Consider the following 16,163-nt stretch of genomic DNA (forward strand, 5'->3'; position numbering starts at 1 on the left):
GGCGAGCCAAAGTGCGGACACCAAAACCCAAAAGCTCGGGACCGCTCAGTCAGGAGAGATAGTAGGGACGGGCCAGCCATTCATCAATGCTATGATCAGGCATATCAGTAACAACAAATATGGATAGATCATGAGCCGCCCTGTTCTGGATGTGGAATCCGTACAAGCTTTTGTGAGCATTGCCGAGTTCCAAAGCTTTACCAAAGCCGCAGAAGCCTTGGGCACCACACAAGGCGCGATCAGCGTGAAGCTGAAACGCCTGGAAGAGCGCCTGGGTTACAAGCTGATCGAACGCACTCCAAGGCTGGTACGGCTGTCTGCTCAAGGTACGGTTTTCATTAATCCCGCACGGGAATTCATTGCTGCACACGACCGCGCCAGAGCCGCCCTGCTCTGCGATTGCCGCCGCTTTCGTTTGGGAATTGCCCAGCACGTTGCCGGGCCGGAAGTCCCTACTTTGTTGTCCCGTCTGAATGAACGAGACCCTGCCCTGACGATTGAAGTTCGCCTGGAAAGCTCGCATCGCTTGCTGGAAGATTTTGACAAGGGAGAGCTGGATGCCGTCATCGTGCGCCAGGAGGATCATCGCCGTGACGGAGAGGACCTGGGGCCTGAGCACTTTGCCTGGTTTGCGGCACCCTGCTTTCATCAGCAAGAAGGCAAACCTTTACGGCTGGCCGCCCTGGCTCCCTGCTGTGGCGTGCGGGATATTGCGACACACGCGTTAAGCACTGCCGGGATTGAGTGGAATGAAGTGTTTGTGGGCGGTGGCCATGCGGCCGTAATGGCGGCGGTCTCTGCCGGTTTGGCGGTCGCGGCATTTTCATGCCGCCTGGCGCCGCCAGATGCAATTGATGTGGGCCAACGTCTGGGACTGCCAGCCCTGCCCCCTTCCCGGATTGTGTTGCACTCAACGCTGACCGATCAACGCTCGCGGGAAGCCTTGCGGACCTTGGCAGCGGCTTATCGGGAGCATCGCTCTACCCGACTGACGGGGGCTGCATCGTCCTGATCAGCACAGGTTCAGGCGGCCAGAAGTAAACGTGAAGTTCGCCCAGCCCCGCCAGCATGAGCACCCTTTAAAGCACAGTGGGATTGGGCGCATCCCCATACACGTCTTTGGGATCAAAGGTCTTGGCGGACTCCACAAAAACCAGATCCTGACCCTTGCTATGCTCGACACCAACCGGCACCTGTCTGTAGAAACAGGAGTAATAGCCTACGTGGCAACTGGCCCCGGAACCGGCTACCCGCACACGTAACCACACCGCATCCTGGTCGTCGTCGATACGCATTTCCTCTACCGTCTGCACCAGTCCACTGCTGGCACCTTTATGCCAGAGCATTTGACGCGAGCGGCTCCAGTAATGGGCTTCACCGGTCTGTATGGTTTTTTCCAGGGCTTCCCGGTTCATGTAACCCAGCATCAAGACCTCGCCATTGTTAGCGTCTGTCGTGATGCAGGCAATCAGGCCCTGTTCGTCAAATTTGGGGGCCAGTTCGTGGCCCTCCTCCACCTGCTCTACCGAGATTCGGCGGTTTATTTGTACTGCCATATTGTCAGCAGATCTTGTGTCTTGTCCTTTAGCCTTCATGTTTTCTCCTTGTCATCATGGGCTCCGGGCGATATTCACAATCCGGATTCAGGCAGCGTCCGTACACCACATGACTATGTTCCATAACCTGAAAGCCCCGCTCCTGAGCAATCATTTTTTGCTGCTGCTCGATCGTCTGATCATGAAACTCCTGCACACGCCCGCAGTCCGTGCAAATCAGGTGATCATGGTGCTCGCCATCGTCCAGCTCATACAGCGCCCGGCCGGATTCGAAATAAACCTGCTTTAGCAAGCCTGCCTGTTGCAGCTGGGTCAGCACCCGGTAGACAGTCGCCAGGCCAATCTCACTGCCTTGCCGGATCAGTTGGCGATACACATCGTCTGCCGTCAAATGACGAATGCCGGGGGCCTGGAATATCTCAAGAATCTGGATACGAGCCGTCGTCACCTTCAGGCCTCGCTCTTTAAGCTCTTTTGAATCCGTCACGACGTACTCCTTGCTGAACGGGCGGTTAAGGGACTTCCAGAAAACGCAGCGGCCTGCCTTGAGCCTGCCCTTCCAGGACTTCATCACGAACAACACAATGGCCGCGCACAATGGTGTGAATCGGCCAGCCCACAACTGGCATGCCGTCGTAGGGAGACCAGCCGCTGACGCTGGCAATCCAGTCATTGCGGACGCGGCGGCGTGCCTTCAAATCCACAATACTGAAATCCGCATCAAAACCCAGGGCTATGCGTCCCTTGCCTTCCAGTCCAAAAATCCGGGCAGGTCCGGCACTGGTCAAATCCACCAGTCGCTGCAAACTCAGGCGGCCTGCGTGTACATGGTTCAACATCACGGGCAGCAAGGTTTGCACGCCAGTCATGCCACTGGGTGAGGCGGGATAGGCTTGAGACTTTTCCTGCAAGGTATGAGGTGCATGATCGCTGCCAATGACATCCACCACGCCCGAACGAATCGCCTGCCACAGCGCGTCTTGATGAACCTGCCCGCGCACCGGGGGATTCATTTGCGCCAGGCTGCCCAGACGCTCATAACAGTCGGGAGCTTGCAGACTGAGATGGTGTGGGGTGACTTCCACCGTTACGCGATCTTTGTGCGCGGCCAGAAACTGCATTTCCTCTGCGGTAGACACATGCAACACGTGCAATCGGCGCTTCACCTCTGCCGCCAGACGAACAATGCGTTGGCTTGCCTTCAAGGCACTTTCCACATCACGCCAAACCGGGTGTTGGCGCACGTCGCCACTATCCAGGGCGATATATTTGCGTTCACGCAGCCTGGCCTCATCCTCGGCGTGTACTGCCAGCCGTCTGCGACCATGACGCAAGATGCGACGCAGCACGTCGTCCTCATCCGCTAATAGGTCTCCAAAGGAGCTGCCCATAAAGACCTTGATGCCTGCACAACCTGGGAGCTGTTCCAGTTCCTGCAAGGAATCGGCATTCAAGGCAGAACCACCGATATAAAAGGCATGATCACACCAGCTTCGGCCTTGAGCAGCATCCAGCTTGGCTTGCAAATCGGCAGCACCCAAGGTCAAGGGATAGGTGTTGGGCATTTCAAAAACCGCCGTAACGCCGCCCAGGACTGCGCCCCGTGTACCCGCTTCCAGATTCTCTTTGTGCTCCAGCCCCGGCTCTCGGAAATGCACCTGACTGTCGATCACCCCTGGCAAAACATGCAGGCCATTAAGGTCCAGCACACAGTCTGCACTCCAGCCGGGCAACAAATCACCAAGAGCCGTAATCCGGCCTTGCGCACAGGCGATGTCGAGACGCTCGGCCCCATTAGGAGTCATTACCGTAGCGCCACAGAGCAGCAAATCGGCATGACGCAAAGTATGCTGCCTGGCGGTTTCTGCAGCCTCAGAGGTAGAGGCCTTCGGGATTACTGGCGTCATGGTTTTACCTTTGAGGCTTCTACATCCAGAGCGTCTTGTGCCGTCAAACGAATCCGCTCCATCATGTGAAACAGACCATTGGCGCGATTCGGTGACAAGTGCTGCTCCAGTTCAATTGCCCGTAAAAAATCAGGGGGATGGGACAGGATTTCTTGCGGCAAACGCCCCGAGTACACCTGCATCAATAAAGCCAATAAGCCGGTGACGATGGCGGAATCACTACGGGCCTGAAAAAACAACTTGTGATCACGCAATTCAGACACCATCCAGACCTGTGCCTGACAACCGTGCAGACGGTTCATCTCGGTACGCCATTCGTCCGGGAAGTCCGGCAAGGAGCGCCCCAGATCAATCAAATATTCGTAGCGGGCCATCCAGTTCCCCAGGAACTGGAAACTCTCCACAATGGCTTGCTGGGCTTGAACTATGGACTCTTCTGGTGCTGCATCCTTACCCACGGTCTTCTCCTGCTTGCTTGAGCGATTGCCCACCCCGATCATCAAGAGCTGGAACAGGGTCATGCCCGCCCGGATGCCAAGGGTGACAACGAACAAGGCGCCGTGCAGCCAGCCAAGTTCCTTTGAGGGGGCCATGCGCCTGCAAAGCCTGAATCGCATACTGGGAGCAAGTTGGATAAAAGCGGCAACGTGGCCCCAGCAATGGGCTAATAAAAAGCTGATAGCCGCGAACAAGCAGGACTAGAACATTCATGGCGCCACGCCCCCGCTCAGTCGCAGAAAAGGCATCCCTTCCGATGAAGGAGTTTTGAACGCCACTGCATCATGGGGATGCAGACTCTCCAGATGTCGGACCTGAACACCAGGATTCTGATAGTCCCCCAAGGCCGCTGCTATACGACGCGCCGCGTCTTCCACAAACATCAGGTTCTGACCATTCAAGGCGGCAAAGGCTTGCTCGTCTGCTCGTTTGACGGCGGTTTGCAAGGGTGTTGCCAATGACTCTTCAATGCGATCAATCAGCGTCAAAAACCCAAAGTCCTCACTGTCTTCCGATACTTGGATCTGAACCAAAGCCTGACTGCGTTGGCTATGGGGAGTGGCTAGGCTGGCGTGATTGTGCAACCAGGCAGCTACCTCATCTGCATGCAAGACAGGTTGCTTTCCAAAAGCCTGCATAAAGCCCTGTTCAATCAACTGCCGAGCCAGCGCAGCCGAACAAGGACAGGTCGATGAATAAGCTATCTGAACCTGCACCTTGCACATAAAGATACCGTCCAAAAGTCTGGCCTCCAGCGCGACGGGATAGGACTTCCAGCCTGCCAGACCCTGCGTGACCAAGGCAGGCCGTCGCACCAATAAATCAAAGCGAAAACACAGTCGTGCACTGCGCGTTCCACAGTCCTGCTGGCTATCCACCATGCCTTGCAAAAGACGCCGCAGCCCTAACGGTGACAAGGACTGTTCTGGCGGCAAGTCATTCAGCAAGCGGTACAGCCTGGACATATGTATCCCTTTTACATGTGCCAAGGGCAAATCAACCTGAGCATCCACCCGCGCATGCAACTGCTGCTTATAGCCTCGTTCAAACACGGTAATGGGCAGGTCGATTCCCTCCATACCCACCCAGGAAAGCGGAGTCAGGCCATGAGAGAAATCATTCAAAGCCGGGTCGGGAAGTACAACAGTCATACTCAACATCCAATCAAAAGGCCTTGCTCACGCTGGCAAAGACCTGGCAAGACCTCAACGCCATCAAGGCCAGTCTGAAAACGGATTCGTCCATGTTGTCCAGGTGCTGGGGCCGCTGGCCATTTCTTCATCGCTTAACAGGCAGGCATCGAAACGGGCGCGCAGTGCTTCCTCGTCCATATCCATGCCAATCAGAACCAACTCCTGACGCGCATCCCCTACTCGTTCGTCCCATTTTTCCTTGATCAGCGCTACCGCTTCGGGATCCTCCGGCCAGCGTTCAGGCGGCATGGACGCCCACCAGTAACCCGCCACGTGATAGCGAGCCACCGCGCCAGCCTGTGACCAGGAGCCCGCCAGAGTCGGGAAGTTCGCCAACCAGAAAAAGCCTTTGGAGCGCACCACCCCAGGCCATTCACTTTCGACCAATTCCTTGAAACGCTGCGGGTGGAATGGACGGCGTGCACGGTAAACAAAATTGCCTATGCCGTACTCTTCGGTTTCCGGGGTATGAGTACCACGCAATTCCTGCAGCCAGCCTGGGGCCTTGGAAGCCTCTTCAAAATCGAACAAACCGGTGTTCAGAACGCGGTCCAAGGGCACCTGGCCGAACTCGGCTGTTTCAATACGAGCACGGGGATTCAGACTGTTCAGAATGGCCATCAGGCGCTCGCGTTCTGGCTCGCTGATCAAATCAATCTTGTTCAGAACCAGCACATCACAGAACTCGATCTGCTCAATTAACAGGTCCACAACGGTACGCGCATCTTCTTCACCCAAAGATTCGCCACGGGACTGGATGCTGTCTTGCGAGCTATAATCGTGCAGAAAGTTAAAGGCGTCCACTACCGTGACCATGGTGTCCAAGCGCGCGACTTCACCCAGGCAGCGGCCATCCTCGCCCTCAAAGGTGAACGTTTCAGCCACGGGCAGTGGCTCTGAAATGCCGGTGGATTCAATAACCAGCTGATCAAAACGCCCTTCCTTGGCCAGACGGTCCACCTCCAACAACAAGTCCTCGCGCAAGGTGCAGCAAATACAGCCGTTGCTCATCTCCACCAGTTTTTCATCGGTGCGCGATAGCTCGGCACCACCGTCACGAACCAAAGCGGCATCAATATTGACCTCGCTCATATCGTTCACGATGACGGCCACGCGGCGGCCTTCGCGATTGTTCAGGATGTGGTTCAGCAAAGTCGTCTTGCCCGCCCCCAGAAAACCGGACAAAACCGTTACGGGAATGCGGGCTGCGGGATCGACTGGCGTGTTATCGAGGGTCATCGTCATTTCTCTTCTTCCTTGAGGCATCAATGGGCCGTTCCTTGCAGAGGACTTCTGTCAATTTTGAGATGTTATAACATAACAATAATTGACCAAGAAAAAACCCTCTTGCAAGGAGGGCTTGACGACCAGGACAGAGAAACCGGTTTTCACAAAGCAAGGTCACAGGAATCTGGAATCTGGAATCAGGTGTCAGGTGTCAGGTGTCAGGTGTCAGGTGTCAGGTGTCAGGTGTCAGGCACGTAGCGTAGCTCTGTTTGTGTTGCACGCCACTGCTTGAACAAATCAGACCGATGCCGGGGATAAGACTCCTCCAGACAGACCAAGCGCTGTATCCTGTCCGTCCGGAAATGCCGGAAGTCCCCTTTCAATTCGCACCAACCCACCAGAATCCGGAAGTGCTGAAAGTAGCCCAAGGAAAAAGGCCAGATCACTCTCTCCGACTCCTGGCCTGCCCCGTCTACATAAATGATGCGCAGCTTGCGCTGCAAACGAATCGCTGTACGCGCAATGCCGAGATCAACAAGCTCAGCATCCTGAATCACTCTAGGCCCAACCCGTAAAGCGGTGCTGTCCAGGCTGTCTCTCAAGCTATCGGGCAAGACCGCAGAGATCTTGGCCATGGCATCGCCAGCCGCTTTGGTCAGCGGCTCGTCCGCAAACTTTTCTACCCAGCGAAAACCCAGTATCAAGGCCTCCAGCTCTGCTTGAGAAAACATCAAGGGTGGCAGCATGAAACTAGGTCGCAACACATAGCCGACTCCCGGCTCCCCTTCTATATCGGCACCTTGCACCTGCAAGGAAGCAATGTCCCTATATAAGGTCCGAATGCTGACGCCCAACTCTTGGGCCAGCCGCGCACCACTCACCGGACGTTTGTGCCGGCGTAGCACTTGTAAAAGGGAAAGAAGTCGTTCTGCTCGGGCCATGCCAGATACTGCCATTTTTTGGCAGTATGGTCACCCATAATGATCTGCTCAATCACCTTGTTGGAGCGATCATGAATCACCCAAACCTTTTGCTGCTCTATGTCCAAGACCCCGCCGCCAGCAGCCTTTTCTATGAGAAGCTGCTTCAAAAAGCGCCCGTTGAATCCTTCCCCACCTATGTCGCGTTTGAACTGAACACGGGCCTGACCCTGGGTTTGTGGTCTACCCAGGCAGCCAGCTTTGTCTCATCCGGAACTGGGCATCGCTCCGAGCTTTCTTTTTTAGTGGACGATGATGCGGCTGTTGATCAGCTGTATCAAAACTGGGTGACTGCGGGTATCACCATAGAGCAAGAGCCCATGACAGCCGTTTTTGGGCGCACATTCGTTGCACTGGACCCGGATGGACACCGATTAAGAGTCTGCACAGCAGCGTAAGACTGACGCTGCATTACTTGCAAAGCCGTCGGACTCCAAAGAACAAGGGCTATCCTGGACTTGATCCAGATAGCCCCTGCTCACTCCAGGCTCTGCGAACAGCACAAATCAATCTGTCACCATCGCTCTGCGCATAATTTTCTGCGCGACTGACGAAGATGCCATCGTTCCCAAGGTGCCGTAATGCGCTCCCCAAGACCCCACATCCCCGCCGCTGCGCGTACTTAAAAAGACATCCGCCACCTCTTGAGAGCTATAGCGCAGCAGCTCCGCCGCCTGCAAGACGCGGGCGACGGCTTCGGTCATGGGGCGGGCCAGGAACTCGTCCTCGATCGCCGCTATCACCAGACGCTCGGTGTGCTGCACCAAAGCATCGAAGCGCTTGTCTTGCCCGGCCAAGGGTCTGATTTCATTGAAAACCGCCTCCACCGTAAGCGGATCTCTGATCATGGCGCGCCGCACATCCATGCACATCATATTCGCCGTCCCTTCCCAAACGCTGTTCAAGGGGGCCTCTCGATACACACGGGCCATGGGGTTTTCTTCAATAAAGCCATTGCCGCCGTGACATTGCAAAGCCTCATTCGCAATGGAGGGGGCGCGCGAGCAATTGAAGTACTTAGCCGCAGGCGTGGCCACCCGAGCTAGCAGCCTTTCGTGGTCACTGCTTTGCATCAGGTCAGTGGCCTTGGCCACGCGCAAGGACATCAAGGTTGCCGCTTCCACTTCTACCGCCATATCCGCCAGCACATTGCTCATCATGGGCCGATCGGCAATGGAGGTTCCAAAGGCCTTGCGTGATGTCGTGTGACGCAGGGCCAAGGTCAGCGCCTGTCGCATCAAACCCGCCGAGCCAATCGCAAAATCCAGACGTGTCAAATGCGAGTGCGACAGAATTTCCCGAATACCGCGCCCTTCTTCCCCAACCCGAATTGCCAGCGTGCCCGCATACTCCACTTCACTGGACGCGTTGGAACGATTGCCCGCCTTGTCCTTCAAGCGTTGTACAAAAAAGCGGTTATAGCTGCCGTCCGGCAAGGTACGGGGCAAGAAGAAACAAGTAACACCGCCATTGACTTTAGCCAGCGTAAAAAAGCCATCAGACTGCGGCACTGAACAAAACCACTTATGCCCCGTCAGCTCATACCAATGCGCCGTAGCGCCGTGATAATCCGCGCTATGGGAGAAGCGCGCAGTAGTCTGCGTCTCGCGCAGATCTGAACCGCCCTGCTTTTCTGTCATCGCATAGCCAATGACCACCGAGGGCTTGTCCCCCACTTCGCGACGACTGTATTCGTAGCGCGTCCCTTTGAGCTTGACCGCCCAGATCGCCAAAGCAGGTTCAGCCTCGAAACCGGCATACGCCGCATACGCCATGCCGGTCGGACAACCCGTACCATGCTCCACCTGATTCCACAGATAGGACAAGACCGCACGAGCGAAGTGGCCGTTTTTCTCTTGCGTACGCCAGCTTAAATTCGGCACCTCGTGCTGCCAGGCCAGGGTCATCAATTCATGCCAGCTGGGGTGAAATTCCAGCCAATCAATCCGGTTGCCGAAGCGATCATGAGTTTTAAGTTCAGGGATATGACGGTTCGCCAAACGGGCCAACTCCTGAACATTGTCATCACCAGCCACCGCCCCCAAAGCCTGACAACACGATTCGGCCCACGGGGCTTCGCGGCGAATGGCCTCAGTTAACACCTGATCACCCGTAAAAGCATTGAAACCACTGGCGGGCAGAGCCTGATTCAAAACCTGATGCGTGCTGTAACGATCCTCGGGCGCATTCAAAATGCTGGGGGGAAGCGCTTGGTTCATGGTTGTCTCCGAACTGTTTTTCTAAGGCGTGGCAGAAAGGACTGCCACGCTGGCGCACGCCATCTGGGCAATCTGGTCAGCCAGCGCAGCCACTTGGCGCTGGTAACTGTCCGTGCCATCGTGCTGCTGACGGCTTAGAGGAGAAAGCGGGCCAATCAGCCCTTCCATGAAACCGCCCACAATGACGGTAGCCGCAATATCGGGCTGCACATCCTGGCGCATCTCCTGGGCATCTTGCCCCATGGAAACAATGGAGTGAATGACCTGGCTGATCGCGGCGCGATACACCAGACGAGCCGCGTCGATTTCCTTATCGCATGGCTCGGCAATCAAGGCATACGCCAGACGAGGATTACGCATGGCGCGTTTTACGAATGTTGAGACTGCGGCATGCAGGCGCAGCATAGAGGCTCCGTCAGCCTGCGCAATGTCTGTGAGTACATCCACCTCCCGCTGAGACACCTGCGACAGCACTTGCGCGAACAACTCGGCCTTGGACGGGAAGTAGCGATAGACCGTCCCAGTGGCCATACCCGCCGCAGCCGCCACACTGGCCACTTGGGCTTCCTGCCAGCCACCTTCACTGACCAAAACACGAGCGGCTTCCAGGATACGGCTACGATTGTCTTGCAGACGAGCTTCAACGGCGGGGGTTTGACGATAGGCCATAAAGAAGTGAACCTCGATTCATTACATGAGTGAATCCTAGTTCATTTCTTTATGGTGGACAAGAATTTCTTTAAGCAGAGGTGTCAAAATACTCGCCTACTGGCATTGCAGGCGGCTTGGGAGCATCTGTTATTTAAAGCAACACAATCAGCAGCCCCAATAAAACTGCCCCCAGCAACAGCGATGGCAAAGCCATCAATACTGTTTGCTGGGGGCAGTCTGAAACTAGCTAGCGCGAAGGTATCAAACCAATCAGGCCGACAGTTCCTTGCGAACGATTTCAGCACCGGCGCTCAGGGCGTGCAGCTTGCCACGAGCCACGGCGCGTGGCAAAGGTGCCATACCGCAGTTGGTGGAGGGGTACAGCTTGTCAGCGTCCACAAACTTCAGCGCCTTGCGCAGTGTGTTGGCCACTTCGTCAGCGGTTTCAATCACGTTGGTGGCCACGTCAATGGCGCCAACCATCACTTTCTTGCCACGGATCAGTTCGATCAAATCCATAGGAACGTGGGAGTTCTGGCATTCCAGAGAAATGATGTCGATCTTGGATTGCTGCAGCTTCGGGAAGGACTCTTCGTATTGACGCCATTCCGAACCCAGGGTCTTTTTCCAATCGGTGTTGGCCTTGATGCCGTAACCGTAGCAAATGTGCACGGCGGTTTCGCATTTCAGACCTTCAATGGCACGTTCCAGCGTAGCAATACCCCAGTCATTCACTTCGTCAAAGAACACGTTGAAAGCAGGTTCGTCAAACTGGATGATATCCACGCCTGCGGCTTCCAGCTCTTTGGCTTCCTGGTTCAGGATCTTGGCAAATTCCCAAGCCAGTTTCTCACGACTCTTGTAGTGGTTGTCGTACAGCGTATCGATCATGGTCATGGGGCCAGGCAGCGCCCATTTGATCGGCTGCGAGGTTTGCTGGCGCAGGAACTTGGCATCGTCCACAAATACGGACTTGGGGCGATTCACAGCACCGACAACGCTTGGAACGCTGGCATCGTAACGGTCACGAATACGCACGGTCTCACGCTTTTCAAAGTCCACGCCTTCCAGATGTTCGATGAAGGTAGTGACAAAGTGCTGGCGGGTTTGCTCGCCGTCGCTAATCAGATCGATACCGGCGTGCAATTGTTCTTGCAAGGACAAGCGCAGTGCATCTTTCTTGCCTTCGACCAGGTCCTCACCTTCCAGTCTCCATGGCGACCACAGTTTCTCGGGTTCAGCAAGCCAGGAGGGTTTAGGCAAACTGCCAGCGGTGGAGGTGGGTAGCAATTTTTTCATAATTAAATAACCTTGTTGTTTTTGATGAATCAAAGCGCGTAACTGGCTGCCCATTGATCAAGAATAACTTTGTATGGCTTGATAAAACTCTCTTCGGTAAACCGGCCCTGCTCAACCGCCAGACGGCTACGTTCTTCACGATCGTAGACAATTTGCGTAACCGAATGATCCGCATTTTTCAGGCTGGGCTGATAGCGCATTCCTGCTGCCGAATTGGCATTGTAAATCTCGGGGCGGTAGATTTTCTGGAATGTCTCCATCGTGCTGATGGTACTGATCAATTCCAGATTCGTGTAGTCACTGAGCAAATCACCACGGAAGTAAAAGGCCAAAGGCGCCACGCTATTTGGGGGCATGAAATAACGAACCTGCAAGCCCATTTTCGCGAAGTACTCATCGGTCGGCGAGAACTCATTTTGCTGGTATTCGACGCCCAATACCGGATGCTGATTACCTGTACGGTGGTAGACCTTGCTGCTGGATACGCTCAGGCAAATCACGGGGGATTTGTTGAAATTTTCCTGATACAGCTTGGAGTTCACGAAAGCCTTGAACAACTTGCCATGCAAGTCACCAAAGCCTTCCGGGGCGCTGAAACCGTTTTTGTTCTTGTTGTGCTCCAGCAGAACCACACTGAAATCGTAGTCACGCACATACGAAGAGAAGTTGTTACCCACAATCCCTTCAATACGCTTGTTTTCTTTGTGATCAACGATACTGGTTTTCAGAATTTCGATGGTCGGAAACGTAGAACCATTGCCTTCAACATCAATATCAACAGAGACAATATCCAGTTCAACTGAATAACGGTCCCCATTCGGGTTGTCCCAATGCGCCAAACTATTGAAGCGATTGTCGATCATCTTCAGAGTATTGCGCAGGTTTTGCTGACGGCTTTCACCACGGGCCAAATTGGCAAAGTTAGTGGTGATACGTGTGTTATCGGCTGGACGGTAGTTTTCATCAAAACGGATGCTTCTGATGCTGAACGCGAATTCTTTATTCATTTTTATGTATGCCCTAATTTCTGATTTCAATCTCGAATTTATTTTCGAGCCAAGTCATTGATCTTGAAAAATAAATTCATCTTATTTATGTACACTCTGTGCTGATTGTCTGAGCTGCTTCGGGGGGCTGCACTGCTTACTCTCTTTTTCCTGGTAAAGCCAGAAAACAGGTTTGAATCAGCCTCAAAAAAAGTCCCGGCATTTGGCCGGGACTTTCCGCCAAACTCAGCTCATGACCTGATCAGGCACTTGCCCGCAAAACTTTCGCTGCGGCCACCATATTGGTCAAAGCGGGAATCACCTCAGCCCATTGACGTGTCTTCAAACCGCAGTCGGGGTTCACCCACAAACGTTCTGCTGGCACGCGCTCGGCGGCTTTTTTCATCAAATTCACAATGTGCTGCTCGGTCGGAATATTGGGCGAGTGAATGTCGTACACGCCAGGGCCGATCTCGTTGGGGTACTGGAAGTTCTCGAAGGCTTCCAGCAATTCCATATCCGAGCGGCTGGTTTCAATGGTGATCACGTCCGCATCCATATCGGCAATGGAAGAAATGATGTCGTTGAATTCCGAGTAACACATATGTGTGTGGATTTGCGTCTCATCGCCCACGCCGTTGGCGGTGATGCGGAAGCTTTCCACGGCCCAGTCCAGGTAGCTTTGCCATTGCGATTTACGCAGAGGCAAACCTTCACGCAAGGCGGCTTCGTCAATCTGAATCACATGCACACCGGCCTTTTCCAGATCCAGCACTTCTTCGCGAATGGCCAGCGCCAGTTGCAGGCAAGAAGCCGAGCGAGGCTGGTCATCACGCACAAAGGACCAGTTCAAGATCGTCACGGGGCCGGTCAACATGCCCTTCATGGGTTTTTGAGTCAGCGACTGGGCGTAGGTGATCCATTCCACCGTCATGGCTTGAGGGCGGCTGATGTCACCAAACAGGATGGGTGGTTTCACGCAGCGCGAACCGTAGGACTGCACCCAACCGAACTGGCTGAATGCGTAGCCGTCCAACTGCTCACCAAAGTATTCGACCATGTCGTTACGCTCGGCTTCGCCGTGCACCAACACGTCCAGACCCAGTTTCTCCTGCTCACGCACGCTGCGCTCAATCTCGGCACGCATTGCGGCCTGATAGCTGTTTTCGTCCAGACGACCGGCCTTGAACTCGCTACGAGCACGACGGATTTCTGCCGTTTGTGGGAAAGAACCAATCGTGGTGGTGGGGAATGCGGGCAGTTTCAGGAATTCAGCTTGCTTGGAAGCACGCTGTTCGTAAACGCTCTTGCGCTTGCCCAGCTCGGCCGAGATGCGCGCCACCGCTGCTTTCACAGCAGGATTATTCACACGGGGCGAGTTGCGACGGGCAGTCAAAGCGGCCAGGTTATCGGCCAGCTCTGCCTTGACGGCATCACGCCCTTGGCTCAAGGCTTTACCCAATACACGCAGTTCATCCAGCTTTTGCAAAGCAAAGGCCAACCAGGGCTTCACATCGGCATCCAGCTTTTCTTCGCTGTCCAGATCAACCGGCACATGCAGCAGCGAGCAGGAAGGAGCAATCCACAAACGATCACCCAGTTGCTTGGCGATGGGCTCAACCCAGTCCAGTACAGCGGTCAAATCTGTTTTCCAGATATTGCGACCATTGATCACGCCCAGGGACAAGACCTTGTCGTCACCCAAGAGCTTGAGCAGTGCATCCACACCATCACGATCATTGATGGCATCCACATGCAAACCGGCGACAGGCAAGCTGGCGGCCAAAGCAGCATTTTCCAGCAACTGACCAAAGTAAGTGGCTACCAGCAACTTCACGCCAGCAGCTTTCAGTTGCTGATAAGCGGTCTTGAACGCTTGCTGCCAATCGGCATCCAGCTCGGTAACCAGAATAGGCTCGTCAATCTGCACCCACTCAACGCCGGCTTTAGCCAGCGTCTCCAGCAATTGGACATACACGGGCAACAAGCGATCCAGCAGAGCCAGCTTGTTGGATTCATCCTTGGCCTTGCCCAATGCCAGATAAGTCACGGGGCCAATAATCACAGGCTTGGCCTTCACGCCTTGAGCCTTGGCTTCAGCCAGTTGCTCCAGCAAACGCGAAGCGTCCAGCTTGAACTGGGTGTCAGCCGTAAATTCGGGGACGATGTAGTGATAGTTAGTGTCGAACCATTTGGTCATTTCACCAGCCGCCACACCACCGCAGCAAGCGCTGTGATCTTCCAGACCTTTGGCCGAACGACCGCGCGCTACGCGGAAATAGTTATCCAGCTCGTCACCATGAAAGCCCTGCACACGCTCGGGCAAATTGCCCAGCAAGAAGCTGGCATCCAGCACCTGATCGTAAAAAGAGAAATCTCCAACGGGCACCAAATCCAGACCCGCCTGGTTTTCCCAGTGACGCTGACGCAGTTGTGCGCCCAGAGCCTTGAGTTCGTCACGCGAAGATTCGCCCTTCCAGTAAGACTCCAAGGCGAACTTCAGTTCCCGTTTGGCGCCAATGCGCGGAAAGCCAAGATTATGAATCGTCGTCATGTGCTGCTCTCTAAAGGCCAGTGGATGAATGAATGACTTGCATTGTAGGAAGCCGTATCAATGAAGTAAAATGGTCTTATCTCACCAACCCATGAATATCATTCACGTATCATGTTAGAGCGCATCCACCTGGCCGTTGTGCAGCAAGTTGACAAGCAAGGGTCCCTGACCGCCGCCGCTGCCGTGCTGCACGTTACCCAATCTGCCCTTAGCCACACCATGCGGAAACTGGAGCAGCAACTGGGCACAGAAATCTGGCGTCGCGAAGGCCGTAGCCTGCAACTGACTCAAGCCGGGCAGTATCTGCTGGCCGTCGCCAACCGCGTCCTGCCGCAGCTGGATCTGGCAGAAGAACGCCTGGGCCAGTTCGCCCAAGGCGAGCGAGGATCACTGCGCATCGGCATGGAATGCCACCCCTGCTATCAATGGCTGCTTAAGATCGTCTCGCCGTACCTTAGCGCCTGGCCAGACGTGGATGTGGATGTGAAGCAGAAATTCCAGTTCGGCGGGATCGGTGCGCTATTTGGGTATGAAATTGATCTGTTGGTCACCCCCGACCCGCTTTACAAACCCGGCCTGAAGTTCGAGCCCGTATTCGACTACGAGCAGGTGCTGGTAGTGAACAAGGCCCATGCCCTGGCGAATGTGGACTACGCCAAGCCTAAAGACCTGGACAGGGAAATACTGATTTCCTATCCGGTGGACATAGACCGGCTGGATATCTACAACCAGTTTCTGCTGCCTGCTGGTATCGCCCCCCGACGGCATAAAACGATTGAGACGACGGACATCATGATGCAGATGGTTGCCAGTGGCCGTGGCGTAGCGGCGCTGCCGCGATGGCTGGTGGAAGAGTATGCGGAGAAACTGGACGTAGTGCCGGTAAGGTTGGGCAAACATGGCATCGCCAAGCAGATCTTCCTGGGGATGAGGGAGACGGAAACGGTGATTGATTATCTGCAGGCGTTTATGGATCTGGCTCGGGGGTCTGGGCCTGGAGGGGGGCAAAACTGTATTCGAACCTATCCGTAATCTTGTGGATGAGACATATTATGCAAGCTTACCCGCATGGATATGCCTATAAAGAAAAGAT

16 protein-coding genes are annotated in these 16,163 nt (G+C 54.8%); 3 read left to right on the plus strand and 13 right to left on the minus strand.

Translation table 11 applies throughout. The annotated features are described in order from the left end of the window. Positions 1–130 precede the first annotated feature (130 nt). The gene (locus tag ACLPGZ_RS13320; RefSeq protein WP_035268022.1) at positions 131–1,012 is read left to right on the plus strand and encodes a LysR substrate-binding domain-containing protein; all 882 of its coding nucleotides are present in this window, start codon (positions 131–133) and stop codon (positions 1,010–1,012) included. A gap of 67 nt (positions 1,013–1,079) precedes the next feature. Here ACLPGZ_RS13320 and hisI read toward each other — a convergent pair whose 3' ends face one another. The 8 genes from hisI to ACLPGZ_RS13360 all read right to left on the minus strand — a co-directional run bounded on the left by hisI (position 1,080) and on the right by ACLPGZ_RS13360 (position 7,322). After that, positions 1,080–1,556, minus strand: coding sequence for a phosphoribosyl-AMP cyclohydrolase (hisI, locus tag ACLPGZ_RS13325; RefSeq protein WP_226348880.1), 477 nt, complete (start codon positions 1,554–1,556; stop codon positions 1,080–1,082). A 28-nt stretch (positions 1,557–1,584) separates the two neighbouring features. Beyond that, positions 1,585–2,043 carry a ferric iron uptake transcriptional regulator gene (gene fur, locus ACLPGZ_RS13330; RefSeq protein WP_115635190.1) on the minus strand — a complete coding sequence of 153 codons (459 nt, stop codon included), beginning with the start codon at positions 2,041–2,043 and terminating at the stop codon, positions 1,585–1,587. 25 nt (positions 2,044–2,068) lie between these two features. Further along, complete coding sequence (locus ACLPGZ_RS13335; RefSeq protein WP_115635188.1) at positions 2,069–3,463, minus strand: dihydroorotase; 1,395 nt, start codon at positions 3,461–3,463, stop codon at positions 2,069–2,071. Then, entirely contained in the window at positions 3,460–4,017 is a 558-nt protein-coding gene (locus ACLPGZ_RS13340) for a SufE family protein (protein ID WP_258866308.1), read from the minus strand. Before ACLPGZ_RS13340 ends, ACLPGZ_RS13335 begins: the two co-directional genes overlap by 4 nt. Continuing rightward, complete coding sequence (gene yidD / locus ACLPGZ_RS13345; protein ID WP_115635186.1) at positions 3,914–4,174, minus strand: membrane protein insertion efficiency factor YidD; 261 nt, start codon at positions 4,172–4,174, stop codon at positions 3,914–3,916. Before yidD ends, ACLPGZ_RS13340 begins: the two co-directional genes overlap by 104 nt. Then, positions 4,171–5,112, minus strand: a complete 942-nt coding sequence (gene folE2, locus ACLPGZ_RS13350) for a GTP cyclohydrolase FolE2 (RefSeq protein WP_115635184.1) — start codon at positions 5,110–5,112, stop codon at positions 4,171–4,173. The genes yidD and folE2 overlap by 4 nt, the downstream gene beginning before the upstream one ends. A gap of 63 nt (positions 5,113–5,175) precedes the next feature. Next, the gene (gene zigA / locus ACLPGZ_RS13355) at positions 5,176–6,399 is read right to left on the minus strand and encodes a zinc metallochaperone GTPase ZigA (RefSeq protein ID WP_115635182.1); all 1,224 of its coding nucleotides are present in this window, start codon (positions 6,397–6,399) and stop codon (positions 5,176–5,178) included. Positions 6,400–6,620: 221 nt separating this feature from the next. Continuing rightward, positions 6,621–7,322, minus strand: a complete 702-nt coding sequence (locus tag ACLPGZ_RS13360; protein ID WP_115635248.1) for a helix-turn-helix transcriptional regulator — start codon at positions 7,320–7,322, stop codon at positions 6,621–6,623. A gap of 71 nt (positions 7,323–7,393) precedes the next feature. On the opposite strand from ACLPGZ_RS13360, the gene ACLPGZ_RS13365 reads away from it, so the two are divergent. After that, a complete protein-coding gene (locus tag ACLPGZ_RS13365; protein WP_302356515.1) occupies positions 7,394–7,759 on the plus strand; it encodes a VOC family protein in 366 nt (121 codons plus the stop codon). A gap of 108 nt (positions 7,760–7,867) precedes the next feature. Here ACLPGZ_RS13365 and ACLPGZ_RS13370 read toward each other — a convergent pair whose 3' ends face one another. The 5 genes from ACLPGZ_RS13370 to metE all read right to left on the minus strand — a co-directional run bounded on the left by ACLPGZ_RS13370 (position 7,868) and on the right by metE (position 15,070). Continuing rightward, positions 7,868–9,580 (minus strand): acyl-CoA dehydrogenase family protein, encoded by a 1,713-nt coding sequence (locus tag ACLPGZ_RS13370; RefSeq protein ID WP_321386599.1) that lies wholly within the window; start codon positions 9,578–9,580, stop codon positions 7,868–7,870. A gap of 21 nt (positions 9,581–9,601) precedes the next feature. Next, positions 9,602–10,249, minus strand: a complete 648-nt coding sequence (locus ACLPGZ_RS13375) for a TetR/AcrR family transcriptional regulator (RefSeq protein ID WP_035268038.1) — start codon at positions 10,247–10,249, stop codon at positions 9,602–9,604. 252 nt (positions 10,250–10,501) lie between these two features. Then, complete coding sequence (locus tag ACLPGZ_RS13380; RefSeq protein WP_009454664.1) at positions 10,502–11,530, minus strand: methionine synthase; 1,029 nt, start codon at positions 11,528–11,530, stop codon at positions 10,502–10,504. A gap of 29 nt (positions 11,531–11,559) precedes the next feature. After that, positions 11,560–12,537, minus strand: coding sequence for a DUF1852 domain-containing protein (locus tag ACLPGZ_RS13385; RefSeq protein WP_088452654.1), 978 nt, complete (start codon positions 12,535–12,537; stop codon positions 11,560–11,562). Between the two features lie 241 nt (positions 12,538–12,778). After that, positions 12,779–15,070 carry a 5-methyltetrahydropteroyltriglutamate--homocysteine S-methyltransferase gene (metE, locus tag ACLPGZ_RS13390; RefSeq protein ID WP_321386595.1) on the minus strand — a complete coding sequence of 764 codons (2,292 nt, stop codon included), beginning with the start codon at positions 15,068–15,070 and terminating at the stop codon, positions 12,779–12,781. Positions 15,071–15,181: 111 nt separating this feature from the next. Here metE and ACLPGZ_RS13395 point away from each other — a divergent pair, with 111 nt between their 5' ends. Then, positions 15,182–16,102, plus strand: coding sequence for a LysR family transcriptional regulator (locus tag ACLPGZ_RS13395; RefSeq protein WP_115635174.1), 921 nt, complete (start codon positions 15,182–15,184; stop codon positions 16,100–16,102). Positions 16,103–16,163 lie beyond the last annotated feature (61 nt).

This window comes from Alcaligenes sp. Me129 (assembly GCF_050487245.1).
Lineage (GTDB): Bacteria > Pseudomonadota > Gammaproteobacteria > Burkholderiales > Burkholderiaceae_B > Alcaligenes > Alcaligenes phenolicus.